The sequence below is a fragment of the Nitrosophilus labii genome (assembly GCF_014466985.1).
In the GTDB taxonomy this organism is placed as follows: Bacteria; Campylobacterota; Campylobacteria; order Campylobacterales; family Nitratiruptoraceae; genus Nitrosophilus_A; species Nitrosophilus_A labii.
The window spans coordinates 1,974,562-1,990,315 of sequence record NZ_AP022826.1 but is presented as its reverse complement, the minus strand read 5'-3'; the positions used below and the strand labels follow the sequence as shown (position 1 = coordinate 1,990,315).

General features: G+C 32.5%; 18 protein-coding genes. 10 read left to right on the top strand and 8 right to left on the bottom strand.

Annotated elements, in window-relative coordinates:
* Positions 1-16: 16 nt before the first annotated feature.
* Positions 17-505 (top strand): crossover junction endodeoxyribonuclease RuvC, encoded by a 489-nt coding sequence (gene ruvC / locus NIL_RS10140; RefSeq protein ID WP_187647635.1) that lies wholly within the window; start codon positions 17-19, stop codon positions 503-505.
* Positions 506-522: 17 nt separating this feature from the next.
* A complete protein-coding gene (locus NIL_RS10135) occupies positions 523-1,824 on the top strand; it encodes an APC family permease (protein ID WP_197972087.1) in 1,302 nt (433 codons plus the stop codon).
* Positions 1,825-1,838: 14 nt separating this feature from the next.
* On the opposite strand, the gene thyX is transcribed toward NIL_RS10135, so the two are convergent.
* Positions 1,839-2,459: an FAD-dependent thymidylate synthase gene (gene thyX / locus NIL_RS10130; RefSeq protein ID WP_187647634.1), complete on the bottom strand. Its 621-nt coding sequence runs from the start codon at positions 2,457-2,459 to the stop codon at positions 1,839-1,841.
* Between the two features lie 49 nt (positions 2,460-2,508).
* Here thyX and NIL_RS10125 point away from each other — a divergent pair, with 49 nt between their 5' ends.
* Complete coding sequence (locus NIL_RS10125) at positions 2,509-3,060, top strand: Uma2 family endonuclease (protein WP_187647633.1); 552 nt, start codon at positions 2,509-2,511, stop codon at positions 3,058-3,060.
* 1 nt (position 3,061) lies between these two features.
* On the top strand, positions 3,062-4,162 hold the full coding sequence (locus NIL_RS10120; protein ID WP_187647632.1) for a deoxyguanosinetriphosphate triphosphohydrolase: 1,101 nt from the start codon (positions 3,062-3,064) through the stop codon (positions 4,160-4,162).
* On the opposite strand, the gene NIL_RS10115 is transcribed toward NIL_RS10120, so the two are convergent.
* Entirely contained in the window at positions 4,152-4,781 is a 630-nt protein-coding gene (locus NIL_RS10115) for an HAD family hydrolase (protein ID WP_187647631.1), read from the bottom strand. The genes NIL_RS10120 and NIL_RS10115 overlap by 11 nt on opposite strands.
* Before the next feature lie 235 nt (positions 4,782-5,016).
* On the opposite strand from NIL_RS10115, the gene typA reads away from it, so the two are divergent.
* The 6 genes from typA to NIL_RS10085 all read left to right on the top strand — a co-directional run bounded on the left by typA (position 5,017) and on the right by NIL_RS10085 (position 9,994).
* On the top strand, positions 5,017-6,825 hold the full coding sequence (gene typA / locus NIL_RS10110; RefSeq protein ID WP_187647630.1) for a translational GTPase TypA: 1,809 nt from the start codon (positions 5,017-5,019) through the stop codon (positions 6,823-6,825).
* A 93-nt stretch (positions 6,826-6,918) separates the two neighbouring features.
* Positions 6,919-7,473: a LemA family protein gene (locus NIL_RS10105; RefSeq protein WP_187647629.1), complete on the top strand. Its 555-nt coding sequence runs from the start codon at positions 6,919-6,921 to the stop codon at positions 7,471-7,473.
* The gene (locus NIL_RS10100) at positions 7,470-8,429 is read left to right on the top strand and encodes a DUF3137 domain-containing protein (RefSeq protein ID WP_187647628.1); all 960 of its coding nucleotides are present in this window, start codon (positions 7,470-7,472) and stop codon (positions 8,427-8,429) included. Before NIL_RS10105 ends, NIL_RS10100 begins: the two co-directional genes overlap by 4 nt.
* Positions 8,426-9,049 (top strand): NAD(P)H-dependent oxidoreductase, encoded by a 624-nt coding sequence (locus NIL_RS10095; protein WP_187647627.1) that lies wholly within the window; start codon positions 8,426-8,428, stop codon positions 9,047-9,049. Before NIL_RS10100 ends, NIL_RS10095 begins: the two co-directional genes overlap by 4 nt.
* Positions 9,050-9,781, top strand: a complete 732-nt coding sequence (locus NIL_RS10090) for a DUF481 domain-containing protein (protein WP_187647626.1) — start codon at positions 9,050-9,052, stop codon at positions 9,779-9,781. It abuts the gene before it with no gap.
* Positions 9,782-9,817: 36 nt separating this feature from the next.
* Complete coding sequence (locus NIL_RS10085; RefSeq protein ID WP_187647625.1) at positions 9,818-9,994, top strand: DUF8462 domain-containing protein; 177 nt, start codon at positions 9,818-9,820, stop codon at positions 9,992-9,994.
* 23 nt (positions 9,995-10,017) lie between these two features.
* Here NIL_RS10085 and NIL_RS10080 read toward each other — a convergent pair whose 3' ends face one another.
* The 6 genes from NIL_RS10080 to NIL_RS10055 all read right to left on the bottom strand — a co-directional run bounded on the left by NIL_RS10080 (position 10,018) and on the right by NIL_RS10055 (position 15,753).
* Positions 10,018-10,170: a hypothetical protein gene (locus NIL_RS10080; protein WP_187647624.1), complete on the bottom strand. Its 153-nt coding sequence runs from the start codon at positions 10,168-10,170 to the stop codon at positions 10,018-10,020.
* Positions 10,170-11,798: a cbb3-type cytochrome c oxidase subunit I gene (locus tag NIL_RS10075; protein WP_187647623.1), complete on the bottom strand. Its 1,629-nt coding sequence runs from the start codon at positions 11,796-11,798 to the stop codon at positions 10,170-10,172. Before NIL_RS10075 ends, NIL_RS10080 begins: the two co-directional genes overlap by 1 nt.
* Before the next feature lie 11 nt (positions 11,799-11,809).
* Positions 11,810-12,388, bottom strand: a complete 579-nt coding sequence (locus NIL_RS10070) for a cytochrome C oxidase subunit II (RefSeq protein ID WP_187647622.1) — start codon at positions 12,386-12,388, stop codon at positions 11,810-11,812.
* A gap of 188 nt (positions 12,389-12,576) precedes the next feature.
* Complete coding sequence (locus NIL_RS10065; RefSeq protein ID WP_197972086.1) at positions 12,577-13,686, bottom strand: MFS transporter; 1,110 nt, start codon at positions 13,684-13,686, stop codon at positions 12,577-12,579.
* Positions 13,673-14,155, bottom strand: coding sequence for an RDD family protein (locus tag NIL_RS10060; protein WP_187647620.1), 483 nt, complete (start codon positions 14,153-14,155; stop codon positions 13,673-13,675). The genes NIL_RS10065 and NIL_RS10060 overlap by 14 nt, the downstream gene beginning before the upstream one ends.
* Positions 14,152-15,753 carry a sensor domain-containing diguanylate cyclase gene (locus tag NIL_RS10055; RefSeq protein ID WP_187647619.1) on the bottom strand — a complete coding sequence of 534 codons (1,602 nt, stop codon included), beginning with the start codon at positions 15,751-15,753 and terminating at the stop codon, positions 14,152-14,154. The genes NIL_RS10060 and NIL_RS10055 overlap by 4 nt, the downstream gene beginning before the upstream one ends.
* Between the last annotated feature and the right edge of the window lies 1 nt (position 15,754).

Genomic DNA, 15,754 nt, shown 5'->3' with positions numbered 1-15,754 from the left:
AAAGGTGTGAAAAACAGTGAATATTTTAGGAATAGACCCAGGAAGCAGAAATTTAGGATACGCTATCGTAAAAATGGATAGAAACTCTCTTAGCCTCGTAGAAGCCGGACTTATCAAGATAAGGCCGGATGATTTACAGTATCAAATAAGCCAACTTATAGAGGGTTTAGATCTGGTTTTAAAAAATCACACTATTGACGAAGTAGCTATTGAAGATATATTTTATGCATACAATCCAAAAACAGTTTTGAAACTTGCCCAATTTAGAGGAGCTTTGAGTCTTAGAATTTTGCAAATTCACGGAAATTTTAGTGAATATACTCCTTTGCAGGTAAAAAAAGCTCTTACCGGAAAGGCAAAAGCAAAAAAAGAGCAGGTTGCTTTTATGGTAAAAAGAATTTTAGGTATAAAAAAAGAGATAAAACCTCTAGATATTACAGATGCTATGGCGGTTGCTATTGCACATTCGCAAAGAATAGGAAAAAACAACGTCAAACGAGATTGATAAATATAGGAAATAATTTGAATAGAAGTAAGAGTTTGGGACTTAAAGAGCTTATTGCCATTGCAGTAGGCGGTATGATTGGCGGAGGTATTTTTACTATATTAGGAATTTCCGTATCGATGATAGGTTTTTTAGCACCGTTTTCTATAGCTCTTGGCGGTGTAATAGCCCTTTTTGCCGCTTACTCTTATGTAAAGTTGGGCGTATATTATAAAGACGAGGGGGCTACCTACGCCTTTTTTAAACGAACTTTTTCAGATTCACATTTGGCGGCTTCCTTTATCGGATGGTATACCATATTTGGTTATATTAGTACACTTTCGCTATATGCTTATACCTTCTCCTCTTACTCTATTAGCGGATTTGAGTTTGCAAATAGCGAAATAGTTAGAAAAATTGTAGCGATAGCTATTATTTGGATATTTGCCGCTATCAATCTTTGGAGCGTAAGAGCGATGGGTAAGATAGAGGATCTTATGGTCTATATAAAGCTTATGGTACTACTTGTAATCTCTATCGTTTTAATATACTATAAAAAAGTAGATATGCAAACATTCTATCAGATGTTGTTGCAAGATTTTGAACATTCGAGATTTTTAGATATTTTAATAGTCGCTTCTATAACTTTTGTGGCGTATGAAGGTTTTCAACTGGTTATAAATGCTGTTAAAGAGATGGATGATCCCGATAAAAATATTCCAAGAGCGATTTACGGAGCGATTATACTAGTTGCATTTATCTATTTTATAATAGCTCTTGGTTCTATACTCTCAATTTCGATAGACGATTTAGTAAAAAATAAAGAGTATGCGTTGGCTTACGGCGCAAAAGAGATTTTAGGAGATATAGGTCAAAATCTTGTGATAGTAGGTGCAATTTTATCCACAAGTTCTGCCATTAGTGGAACGATGTTCGGTTCATCTAGACAGATGGCAAGAATTTCAGATGACGGATATATGCCTAAAATACTCTCTAGTAGAAGAGGAACTATTCCAAATTATGCAATTATTGTTATGGCTGCTACCGCATCTGTACTTATTTTAGTAGGCGGACTTAGAATAATTTTGGAGTTTGGAAGTATTACTTTTTTGTTAGTTTCTCTTTTGATGGCTATTGCGAACTTTAAAATTCGTTCATATACCGGCTCTTCAACTCTTTTTACTTTGATTGCGATTTTTGGTCTATTTGTAGGTTCTATACTGATATTGTGGTACGAATACATAACTAAACCGGAGCAGATGATTTTTATAACGGCTATTTATATTATATTAACTCTTTTTGCTTACGGATACTCTCTAATCGCTTCCAAAAGTAGTTAATCGCGTAAAAAAGTTTAATCTTGTTTTTGAATACACTCTTTAAAAAGGTATTTGTGATCCTCTGGAATCGCTTTAAAGACTTCAAGAGCCAACTCTCTTATCTCCCAAAGAGCCGATTTTGAGCTTCTAAGAGCCAAAAAGTTTTGAAGTGAACGAGCGTTAATAGTCCAGGTAAGCTCTGTTTTATAACATTCTGGAAGGCAGTATTTGGCAATATCGTTTGAGATTCCCTCTTTTAAAACTTTTTGTAGATTGTTTAGAGCTTTTATACTCATCTTATCTACCGTTTCGTTACCGGTTAAGACAAGATATTTTTTTACCCTTTCAAAATCGTTTTCTTCAAAAGGCTCCTCGTTTTTTAACTCTTTTAAGGTATATCTTGTAGATTTTACGCTCAAACTTGCCATTCTGTGGCGTGCCAACTCTTGTAAAAGGGCCCTAGATATACCTTGAATGTAAAAGGTATAAACCAGATGTTCCAAAGTTGATGCGTGTTTATATTTGTTTCCCACTCTATCGATAAGTTCTCTATCTTTTTCTCCACCATTATCACTTTTATCAAAACTTTGCCAGCAAGTCCTTATTGCATGAGCACAAACTTCTAATGAAGTATGGTGAAGTAGTGTAACTTTCATAAAAGTCCTTTATGATATAATTTAGATAATTATAGCAAAAAGGCTTGAGATGCCGGCAAAGTATATTCCAAATTATACCTATGAAGATTATAAAAAGTGGGAAGGTGATTGGGAGTTGATTGATGGAATAGCTATTGCAATGGCTCCAAGTCCAATAAGTGATCATCAAATAATTTTAGCTCAAATTACTAAAGAGATTGCAAACTCTTTAGATGAGTGTGAAGAGTGTTTTGTTTTGGTTGAAGAGGATTGGAAGATAGATGAGGAGAATGTTGTTAGACCAGATATTAGTGTAGTCTGTGGCGAAATTGGTGATTTTATACAAAAAGCACCGGAAATCATTGTAGAGATAGTAAGTCCAACTACTGCTTATAAAGATGAAAATATAAAATTTGAAATATATGAAAAAGAGAAGGTTAAATTCTATATATTGGTGTATCCAAAAGATTTTAAAGCAAAAATTTTTAGATTAACTGGTAAAGAGTATGATAAATATGGAGATTTTTTTGACCAAAAGGCTATTTTGGATCTGGAGTGCAAAATTGAAATAGACTTTAAAAATGTATTTAGAAAATTAAAAAAACTAAGAAAGAAGATATAGCTTGAAGTGTACTGACAGGTTTCATCCAAGTATTGACGATTTTAGACACTCTTTTCACAGAGACAGAGACAGAATTATACACTGCTCCTCTTTTAGAAGATTGGAGTATAAAACTCAAGTTTTTATCAATTATGAGGGAGACTATTTTAGGACGAGACTTACACACTCTTTGGAAGTCAGTCAAATTGCAAGAACAATTGTTAGAGAGTTGGGTCTAAATGAAGCTTTAGCCGAATCTATTGCTTTGGCGCATGATTTGGGTCATACTCCATTTGGACATGTTGGAGGTGATGAACTTGACAGAGTTATAAAAGATGGATTTAGCGAAAACGGTTTTGAACACAATTTTCAAAGTTATAGAGTTGTTACAAAACTAGAAAAGAGATACAAAGATTTTGACGGACTAAATCTTACATTTGCCACATTGGAAGGTATTTTAAAACACTCTTATCCTTATAAAAAATCGTTTTTGACAGAATGGTTTGAAGAGACGTTTGAACTTGACAAACACCCTTCATTAGAAGCTATGGTCGTTGATAAAGCAGATGAGATAGCTTATATAAGTCACGATATAGATGACGGGGTAAAGTATAATTTAATAGATTTTGAAACACTAAAAGAGAGTTCGTTGGTAAATGAGGTTATAAAAGAGGTAAAAAAAGATGGTTTAAGTGAAGAAGATAAACTTTTTAGATATAGATTCTCTTCACTTTTGATAGCAAAACTTGTTATCTCTTTGATAGAAGAGTCTAAAAAAAACGGCATTGAAAATAGAAGAATTCTTTGCAAAACTATCCCGGCATCCGAAAAATTACCGATAAATTACGGTACCGAACTAAATAAGGAGATAAAAGAGTTAAAAAAGATTTTGCATCAAAGACTATATAAACATCCAAAAATCTTAAGAAAAATGTATGCTGGAAAAAACTGTATCCAAAATCTTTTTTACGCTTTTACTAAAGAGCCTAGACTTATGCCAGAAGAGTTTTATAAAAGATGCGAAAATGAAAAAGTTTACAGAGTGGCCGCAGATTTTATAGCTGGAATGAGCGACAGATACGCTATGAAAATGTATCATGAGATATACGGGATCACTCTATAAATCTCAACTTTAAAAGAGTCTCTTTTAGCTCCTCTACACTTTTGATTGCCTCTTTGTAGTCGCTAAATCCCCAATTAATTTTTATAAATCCTATTCCAGCAGCATTTGCGGCTTCTTCATCTGTTCTTCCATCTCCTATTAAAATAATTTCATCTTTTTTACAGTTAAAATAATTAATGATTTTTAAGATCATATCAGGAGCAGGTTTTGGATGAGCTACTTCGTCCGCACAGACGATTATCTCGAAATATCCATCAAGTCCTAAATGTTTAAGTATCTCAAAAGCAGAGGTTCTATATGCATTTGTAGCAAGAGAGAGTCTAAAATAGTCTTTAATCTCATCCAAAAGTTCTTTTATACCTGTAAAAAGCATAACTTCATTTTGGTGGTTTTTTGTGTAATACTCTCTAAACCACTCAATCTGTTCTTTGGTATATTCATTTGCGTTATAAAAAAATTTTGGCTTATCTAGATATGGATCGTTTACTGCTTCAATGATCACTTTTTTTGGAAGAGGCTCTAACCCTATCTTTTTTCTTACGTAATTTATAGAGTTTGAAATAATCAAAGAGCTATCTATTAAAGTTCCATCCATATCAAAGATTAAATATTTTATCATTTAAAATTCCTATTTAGTTATTGGACATTAGATAAATTGGAATTAGGAAATAGTAATAAGTATTAAATTTTCTATAATAGTTTTTAAATAGTTGGTCATTTGAAATTAAAGATTATTAACAAAAATTTAATAATTAAAAATACTAATTCCCAATTCCTAATACCCAATTTCTAATTTTTAATTTGGATAATATATCAAAAGATAGTATTATTTCAAAAAAAATTTGAGGAAAAAGATGCAAAATATTAGAAATATTGCGGTAATTGCACACGTTGATCACGGAAAAACCACTCTAGTTGACGAGCTTTTAAAACAATCAGGCACTATAGAGGCTCACAAAGAGTTGGCCGAGCGAGCTTTAGACAGTAATGAATTGGAAAAAGAGAGAGGTATTACGATCCTTTCAAAAAACACGGCTATTAGGTATAAAGATGTAAAAATAAATATCATAGACACCCCTGGACACGCCGATTTTGGTGGAGAGGTTGAACGTGTTTTAAAGATGGTTGATGGGGTTTTGCTTTTAGTTGATGCTGCAGAAGGGGTAATGCCTCAGACAAAATTTGTTGTAAAAAAAGCTATCTCTTTAGGATTAAAACCTATTTTGGTTATCAATAAGATAGATAAACCAGCAGCTGATCCAGAAAGGGTGGTTGATGAGGTTTTTGATCTTTTTGTAAATATGGATGCAAACGAAGATCAACTAGATTTTCCTATTCTTTATGCTGCAGCAAGAGAAGGTTACGCAAAATGGGATTTAGAAGATGAAAACATAGATTTAACTCCCCTTTTTGAAGCTATTATCAAATATGTTCCTAAGCCAGATGGAAGTCCGGACAATCCGGCTCAAGTTCAGGTTTTTACACTAGATTATGACAACTATGTGGGAAGGATAGGGATTGCTAGGATCTTTAATGGCCGAATAAAAAGAGGAGACAATCTACTGCTTGTTAAAGCCGACGGAGAAGAGACAAAAGGACGTATAACAAAACTTATAGGATTTTTGGGACTAAATAGAATGGAGATAGATGAAGCAGAAGCAGGAGACATTGTAGCTATTGCCGGATTTGATGCAATTGATGTTGGAGATAGTTTAGTTGATCCTGCCAATCCTTTGCCTCTTGATCCTTTACATATAGAAGAGCCTACTTTAAGCGTATTTTTTAGCGTAAACGACTCTCCTTTGGCAGGACTTGAAGGAAAGTTTGTAACCAGTAACAAACTAAAAGAGAGACTTGAAAAAGAGATGGAAACAAATATCGCGATGCGTCTTGAAGAAGTTGGCGAAGGTAAGTTTAAAGTCTCAGGGCGTGGCGAACTTCAGATAACCATTTTAGCCGAAAATATGAGAAGGGAAGGGTACGAATTTAGTCTTTCGCGTCCTGAAGTTATTATAAGAGAGGAAAATGGGGTAAGATTAGAGCCTTTTGAACTTTTAGTTATAGATGTACCTGATGATTATAGTGGAGCTGTTATAGAAAAGCTTGGACGAAGAAAAGCGGTTATGAGTTCTATGACTCCCATAGGAGACGGCTATACGAGAGTGGAGTTTGAGATACCGGCTCGTGGACTTATAGGTTTTAGAAGTGAATTTTTAACGGATACAAAGGGTGAAGGTGTTATGAACCACTCATTTTTAGATTTTAGACCTTTTGTTGGAGAGGTTGAACATAGAAAAAACGGAGCTTTGATATCTATGGAGAAAGGAAAGGCTCTAGCCTACTCACTTTTTAACCTTCAAGAAAGAGGCGTTTTGTTTATAGAGCCTGGAACTGAGGTTTACGTGGGGATGATTATAGGGGAGCATTCACGTCCAAATGATCTAGAAGTAAATCCTATAAAGGGAAAAAATCTAACAAACGTGAGAGCCAGTGGAAGTGATGAAGCTATAAAACTAACTCCTTCAAGAAAGATGAATCTAGAGCGTGCCCTTGAGTGGATTGAGGAGGATGAGCTAGTTGAAGTTACTCCAAAATCTATAAGACTTAGAAAAAGATATCTTGATCCTCATGTTAGAAAAAGGATGGCTAAACAGAAAAAATAGCTCTTTTTTTTAAAGCAGTTTTTTTCCGCTTTTTCAAAATAAATTTCAATAAACTTTTGGTATTATGCTCTTATATCTCAAAAAGGGTATAAGATGGAAATATTGATAGGGTTAGCCGTTGCTATTTTGTTTGCCATTTTGATGTATAACTTTTTAGTTAGTAGAAAAAATCAAGTAGATAATATATCTGCATCCGTAGATGCTTTGCTAAAAAAAAGATACGATCTGATACCAAATCTTGTAGCCTCCGTAAAAGAGTATATGGAGTATGAAAAAGATTTGCTTGAAAAGGTGACAAGACTAAGGTCAAAAGCACTAGATAGAAATTTAGACGAGATTCAAAAGATAGAGACTGATCAAGAGATCAGCAGACTTCTTGGAGATATATTCGTAGCGGTAGAGAACTACCCCGAGTTAAAAGCGGACAAAAATATTTTACATCTTCAACATACCCTTAATGAGATTGAAGAACAAATAAGTGCGGCAAGAAGAGCGTACAATCAAGCGGTGACTGATTTTAACAATGCGATAGAGATGTTTCCTACCAATATTTTGGCAAAATATATGGGATATAAAAGAAAAGCTCTGTTTCAAATAGATAAGAATCAAAGAAAAAGTGTTGACGTAAAAAATCTGTTTAAATCATGAACTCATTTTCATCTCTTTTAGATCTCTACTATAACGATTTAGATAAATATCTAGAAGTTTTTGAAGGAAGAAGAAAAAAAATTGCATTTAGATTAAAACTTTTTGCGCTATCTCTCTTTTTGGTCTCCTTACTCTTTATCTTCTACCTTATAAAGAGTAATAGTTCTATCGACTCTATTGTTGCAGTGGCTATTATAGCTTTGAGTCTATATTTTTTTATGCAGCGGCTAATGACGAAAAGTTATAAAAAAGAGTTTAAAGATAAGATTGTCAAAAAACTTATCTCACATATAGATAAAGAACTAAAATATACTCCAGATGGTGCTTTCCCTCAAAGTCTCTATATTCTCTCTTCCCTTTTTCCAAAAAGATTTGATAGATATAGAGGTAATGATCTAGTTGTTGGAAAAATTGAGGGAGTTTCTGTAATATTTTCGGATATTCATACGGAGTATAAAACAAAAGATTCAAAAGGAAAAATCCATTGGCACACAATTTTTAAAGGGCTCTTTTTTATGGCCGATTTCAATAAGAATTTTTATGGAAAAACTTTAATTTATCCAGATATTGCACAAAAATATATGGGTTTTGTCGGGCAGTTTTTCCAAGAGATTTTAAAAAAAGGAGAACTTAAGCTTGTAAAAATGGACAACCCCGCATTTGAAAAGAAGTTTGTGGTTTATAGCAGTGATCAGATAGAAGCTAGATATATACTTACACCAAATCTTATGGAAAAAATTGTTAAAATGAAAAAAACGTTAGATAAGAGTATATATATCTCGTTTGTAAATAACCATATTTTTATTGCAATCGAGGCGATAGAGAGTTTTGAGCCTTATATATTTCGATCACTTTATGATATAGGTCTTATCAAAGATTATATAAAAGTTTTGAGGTTTACCGTGGGATTGGTAGAAGAGCTTAATCTAAATAAAAAGTTATGGAGTAGATTATGAATAAAAAAGAGCTTTTTTTAAATATGATGCATTTTAGGCACGCTTGTAAAATATTTGACGAAACAAAAGTTATAAGCGATGAAGATTTAGACTATCTCCTTGAAGCTTTTAGATTGAGTCCAAGCTCATTTGGAATGGAACCATGGCGACTTTTGGTTATTACTGACAAAAAGATAAAAAAAGATTTAAAACCTCTATGTTGGAATCAAAATCAGATAACTACCTGTAGCCATTTGATCGTTATAAAGATAGATAAAAAGAGCGTTTTAGATGATGAGTATATAAAAAAGATGTTTGCTAGAAGAGGATTGAGCGAAGATTCTACGAAAGCGTATATAAAAAGATACAAAGAGTTTTTAAAAAAACAGGATATCTCTTGTTGGTGTAAAAAGCAGTGTTATATAGCGGCCGCAAATATGATGAGTGCTGCTGCTTTTATCGGGATCGATAGCTGTCCTATTGAAGGATTTGATAAAGAAGAGGTAGAAAGATATTTTGAACTAGACACCCAAAAAGAAGAGATAGCGCTGATTTTAACTTTTGGATATAGATTAAAACCGGCTTCCAAAAAACAAAGACTTTCCAAAAATGAGTTCGTAACGTTCTTAAAAGGAGAATAGATGAGAAAAATTTTACTCTTTTTGATTGTTTTTAACTACTCTTTTGCGATTATCTCTATAGAGCCGAAAGATATAGGAGAAAATGAGCCTGGAGTAAGTGCAGATGGTGGTATCTCTTTGGAGATAAATAGGGGTAATACAGATACTACCTCTACTAGTATATCGGCAAGAGTCCAAAAAGACGATATAGATTCGTTAATCTACGCTATTGTCAATTATGAGTATGGAGAGAGCAAAGGAGAAAAAAACAAAGATAGAGCATTTTTACATATTCGAAAATTGATTGAGATTGATAATGATAATGTATGGGAAATTTTTGGACAGATTCAAAGAGACGATTTTAAAGATCAAAGATTTAGAGCTCTTTTGGGAGTTGGAGAGAGATATAGATTTTATAACGTTAACGGTAAAGCTTATATAGGAATAGGTGCTTTTTATGAGAAAGAAGAGATAAGAGATGAAGGTAGCTATAACTATTTTAGAGGAAATATCTATGTTAGTTTTAAAAAAAGATTTAATGAAAATGTAAAAATGGCTTTTATATCATATTATCAACCAAGAGTTGACAAATTTAGCGATTATGAGAGTATTAGCTCTTTAGAGTTTAGCGTAAAATTGACAGATAAGCTAAGTTTATTGATACTTAGTAAATATAGTTATGATTCTAAACCGCCAAAAGATATAAAAGAGTACGATTTTACTCAAAAGATGGGTATAAGTTATGAGTTTTAAATATTGGCAATCAAACTAAAATAGTAGGAGGTTAATATGAGTTTAGAAGAGAAAGTTTTAGAAAAGATGAAAGAGTTGGATAAACCTGTTAAGTCCGGAGATATAGCAAAAGAGTTAGGTGTTGACTCCAAAGAGGTTAGTAAAGCGATAAAAAAACTAAAAGAGGAAGGTAAGATAGAGTCGCCAAAAAGATGTTATTATCAACCAAAATAGGATTCAGGCAAAAGCCTGAATCTCTACTCCTCTTTGGCGATAGTAGAGACTGCGAAGAAGTAACCCGCTATTATAGCTACTATAGCAGCTAGAAGTAGGGCTATACTTTTTTTGATGACAAATAAGGCTATAACTCCGATAGCTATTAGAGCTAAAACGACTATCAAATATTTCATTATGACTCCTTTTGCGTTGGAACGCAATCTTTAGTGTTTGTAGTAGCTGGCTGGTATATTCCAACTAATCCTTTTACGCCAATGCTCATAACAATGTTATATAAAAATATCAAGAAAGCTACAAAAATCATAATTCCAAAAATCCCGGCCAATATCATATATGTGTTATACTCACCGTTAGTATAGATGGCACGTCTTAACATACCATCAATACCTGCCATACCCATAAAAGCACCCATTCCGATAGCGCCTATTAGATGTAGCCAAAAGTGCCAGTTTGCCAATTTTTGGCTGTAAAGTTTAGTTCCGTTTGTTAAAATAGGAAATAAAACGTAAATGGCACTATAGAGTGTCATAGTAAGACCAACCAATATAGCCACGTGAACATGCGTTCCTATAACCCATTGTGTATTGTGAAGGATTCTGTTCATACCCAAATCCGCTTGAATAATACCGGCTGGAACGGCTAGCATAAATCCTAATATACCTCCAAACAAAAACTTTAGTTCGTTACTCATTTTGAGCGGTCTAGCTCTATAGAGCGTTACTAGTGTAATAAAAACTGCGATACCTTGAGTTACAAGCTCAAAAGCGGTTACTATTTCGCCAGAGAGAACTTTTAGAGTGTTAGATTGTCCCTGATCCGACATAAGGTGATGCGACCAAACCGTCCAAGAGACGACCATTTCTACAAATAGTGCCGCTCTAGCGATATTTTGCATAAAGAGATCTTTTCCTGTTATAAGCATAGCTAAAAGATACCATGTTCCTGCTACAAAGATTAAAACAAGACCATCAGCTATTAGATCAAGCCCCCACCAAAAGATATTTTTGTATAAAAGTGCGTCAACCCAAGTATCTTTTAAATCAACTCCGAAAACCGAGCCTAAAAGATAGATTAAAATCAAAACTCCTGCTGAAGATATTACGATAGCGTTTAATCCCATATCGATTGTACCCCTTGAGATAGCAGCGATCGGTAGAGATACAAGATGCTCTTTTTTCCTTCTTCTAAAAAAGTTTAAAAGCCCTTCGATACCTAGAGCCGATTTTAAAAGCTCCATCGATGGCTGCTTTTCCCAACCTTCCGGAGTATAAAGAATAGTTTTAAAAACATTGTACGTATAAAGAAATGTTCCTATCATTATAAAGACTACACCTACTATATAGACTATTCCGCCGATAGTTGAAAACTGCTCGTAATCTACAGGTAAAGGCCAATACAAAGTGTACAACGGAGCGTAGCTAAACAAAAATCCGGCAAGCCACATTATAAAAGTTCCACCCGCAATCGTTTGCCATGATAGATTGGCAAGTTTGAGACTATATATAGGCTTTTTCATAAGATAGGGAACTAAAAATAAAAATGCGCCAAATACTATCATATATGAAGAACCGAATATTCCTACCATTGGGTGTACAGTCATAATAGAGAAAAAATGTTTTTCATCTATAAGAGGTATAGGTTTTATCTCATAAAGCCTCATTATCATACCTTCTAATGAGGCAAGTCCGTAATATAGTAGCCCAATAACAACAAATCTAAGAGCCATTTTTTGCATAGGGGTCATATTTTCGTGTTTTAACCCGCCTTCGTAACCATTTATAAGCGTCTGCATTAAACTCATATATCTCCTCCTTATTTCATCGCATACGGATCATTTTGTGAACAACCGATAACTTTGATAGCGTCTTGGACAATCATTTGTGATCCTTTTGGACCGGAGTATTCTGTTGATCTAATATAGTAAGTACCGTTTTTATGAAACTCCCACATAAGGTCGTTTCTGCTTCCGGGAACTACCTGCATCTGGGCAACCATCGAGTGGTTTTGTCTAAATATTCCAAATCCGTAAGTTAAATCTTCGCTAACCGCTTCAAAGATCACTTTTTTGCCGCATTCTACGATCATAGGTTTCTCTTCCAAAATGATTTTGTGATCTTTGTAGGTTATGTTATAAACTTTATGTGCCTTTAGATTGGCTCTATTTAGGTCTATAGGAACCCAAGGAACGGTATGATAAGTTAGGAAGTGTAAACCTGTACCTATAACGACCAAGATACCTATATATGTATAAAAAATAGACGGTTTTGGAGCTTTACTTTGTCCATTTTGTGTTATACGAATCGCAAACCATCCTATAAGTGAGATGGCTATAAGTGTGTAAATGGTATAAACCAACTTTAAGGTATCCAAGACAGCAACTGAATCTGCCATAATCTCTCCTTTCTTAGCTTAAAATATCGAAATAATTATAATAGATAAAAAAATAAAAAATTTGATAAGAATCAAAAATAAACAAAAAAACATTTATTAAATATATTAAAAATTGTATAAAAATTGAACAATTATATGTTATGATGGTTATATTTTGAACATTAGAAAATATTTATTATAAGAATAAATTATAAATTATTATTTTTCGTCTTTAATATAACAAGAAGACTAAGAAGAGCGATGAAAGATGCGTATAAAAAGATATACTTTCCATAAAAAATTCCCGCTAAGATACTTCCAATAAAACCTCCTAGACCAAAAGATATCCCACCAAAAAATTGTTGAGCTAACTTTTTGTTTTCATATATTTGAAATAAGTAAGCAATAGCCGCAGAATAGTATAGAGCAAAGCTAAAAGCGTGCAAAGATTGCGTAAAGTAGGCGATAAATATAGAGTCGGGATATAAAAAGAGTAAAAACCATCTTACCACTGCGCTAAATATTGAGATTTTGATGAGAAAAAGAAGATTTTTTCTCATAAGAGGTGTTTGAAAATAGAGCATAAATATTTCGCAAAGGACTCCAAAAGTCCAAAGATAACTTACTGTTTCATAACTTAAACCGTGTGAAGTTTCGTAAATGGTAAAAAAATTGTAAAATGGACCAAAACTTACCTGCATTAAAAAAGCGCTGATCCAAAAACGCCAGTGTAAAACAAGTGAAAAAGTGTTGTTTTTGTTAGAAGACTCTTTCATATCTTCTTCATATTCAGCGATTTTGTAACCAAAAAATGTTGTGAACAAGATTGTTATAAAAAGAAAATGTAAAGAGTAAGAGTGATTGTCCATAAATTTTGCTAGGACTAAGGCTATAATGATAAAACCTATAGAGCCGAAAAGTCTACTTTTGCCGTAATTTTCCTTACCTATTTTTTGCAAAGCTATGGTTTCAGCATAAGGCAGTATTAGAGCAAAACTTATGCCAAGCAAGATATTGGGAATTAAAAATAGATAAAAATTATTTATAGTTAAGTAAAACAATATTCCACTTATTAAAGAAAGAACTAAAGAGTAAAAAAATAGTTTTTTAGTTAAAAATAGATGTTTTAAAAAAAAGAAAGGGGTTATAAATCTCATCAATGGGCTCATTGCAAAAACAACGCCAATCTCAAAACTACTATAACCTTTTAACTCCAAAACTTTAGGCATATAGATAACATATACTCCTATAATAGAAAAGAAGAAGAAATAGAAAGCTGAAACGTTAAAAAAGAGGTATGAAAAACTATTTTTTGTCACTTTCATCCTCAGTTTTTATAGTAATAGTACCAGAAAGTAGATCATGCATAGTTTGTCTATCTTTTCTAAAAAATGCTATCATCACCCCTAAAATGGACAAGATGGATATTGGCATAAGAATATATCTAAGAGAAGATTGAAAAAAGTTAGGATTTTTTAAGTTTTTATTGACAACTTTTATCTCGTACGCTTTCATTCCGGGAGTTTGTCCTTTAATGCTCCATAAAGTAACGATAACGATAAAATGGGGGATTAAAATATATAACCATCCCGTTCCCATATGAGCTTTGAACTCTTCTCTGCTTCCCATAATAAGATATATCACTATATACATAATAGGCATTGTTATCATAAAAGTATCTGTTAAAAAAGCTTTCAGTCTATCTTTTATGCTAGCCGATATGATAGAGGGTTTTGTCTCCTCTTTCTTATGAGATACTTTTCCTTTTTTAATATCTCTCCACCTCATATTTCTATCCTGTTTTTTCCCTTTTCTTTTGCTATGTATAGCTTTTCGTCAGCCCTTTTTATAATGTCATAGATTGTTTTATCATCGGGATGAATTTCTGATAAACCTACACTTATAGTCACTTTTGCTTTCTTATCTCCAAGTTCAAATGTATGGCTGTTTATGGCATTTAATATTTTTTGTGCAATTTTGTATCCATCTGTTAATGAAAGTTTTTTTAATATTATTAAAAACTCTTCGCCACCGTATCTAATGAAAATATCATCTTCTCTTAAAACTTTTTTTACTATTTTTGACAACTCTTCTAAAATAAAATCTCCAAAGTCGTGTCCAAAAGTATCATTAATATGTTTAAAATTATCAATATCAAACATAATAACCAAAATATTTGATTTTTTTATTTTTATTTTTTCAAAAACGATTTTTCCATACTCGTCTAAAAATCTTCTGTTGAAAGCTTTTGTTAATGTGTCTATATATGCTTTGTTTTTATATTGCTCAATCTCTTGTGTAAGTAGATTTATATGTATTTCTAACTCTTTTACAGTTTCTATAATACTGTTTTGAAGTTTGCCAAATCTAATATTGTCTTTGGTTTTTGACGGGATAAGATTGGATTTTTTGGCTTTTATGAGTTCCGTAAGTTTTTGTAAAGCACTAACTTTTTTAAAAATCAATCTAATTATAAAAAATGTATATAAGAAAAAGAGCATAAAAATAGTTTGTATAATAAGAAAATTTTCATATAAAAAATGTTTTTGTAAGAAATCTCTCATCTTTTTTATATCATCACCAACTATAATATATCCAAACAGATTTTTTTTAAAATCTTCAAGTTTATATTTAGAGTAGATTAAATCGCGGCTCTGTTCTAATCCTTCTTCAATCTCTAGATTTGTAAAATCTATGTTGCTTATTATGAGAAAATTTTTTCTGATTTTCCCCTCTTTTTTCAGTTGAGTATAGATGTCGTCTCTTAACGATTTTTTCAGCAGTTCATTATTTAAAACTATTATTAAATCTTTAGCGTCAAGTTTTTTAAGATATTGTTTAAATGAAAATATATCTAATCCTACCGATACGCTGCCAAGTAGTTTGTCGTTATTTATTATAGGATAAGTGACTCTAAATCCTGGAAATGTTCGACAGACTAAAAAATGGCTTGAAGGTTGAAAAGATTTATTAACAGTATCTATATCTACCCTAACTTTAGAGACATCAAAATCATATTTTTGTAAATCCGAGAAGTTAACAAAAGAGTTTACCGGTCTTTTGAAAAAGTATATTTCGTAAATAAAATTCTCTTTTTTTAAAGATTTCCAAAGCGGCAGAACCAGGTTTATGATCTTCTCTCTATTGTCTGTTTTATACCCCTCTATAATTTGCGGATGTCTAGCCAAAGATTGTGCCAATGAAAAGAGAAATTTTGTCTTTTCATCTAATATTGCTTGAAGTTCTGATTTTCTATGATTGAATATATTTTTTTTTATAATATTTTCAGCTATTTTTATATTTCTTGTTTCTATAAAATATATTAATACTAACAAAACGGCAAAAATTATATACAAAGTTAGATATATTTTATGCCGAAATTTCAAA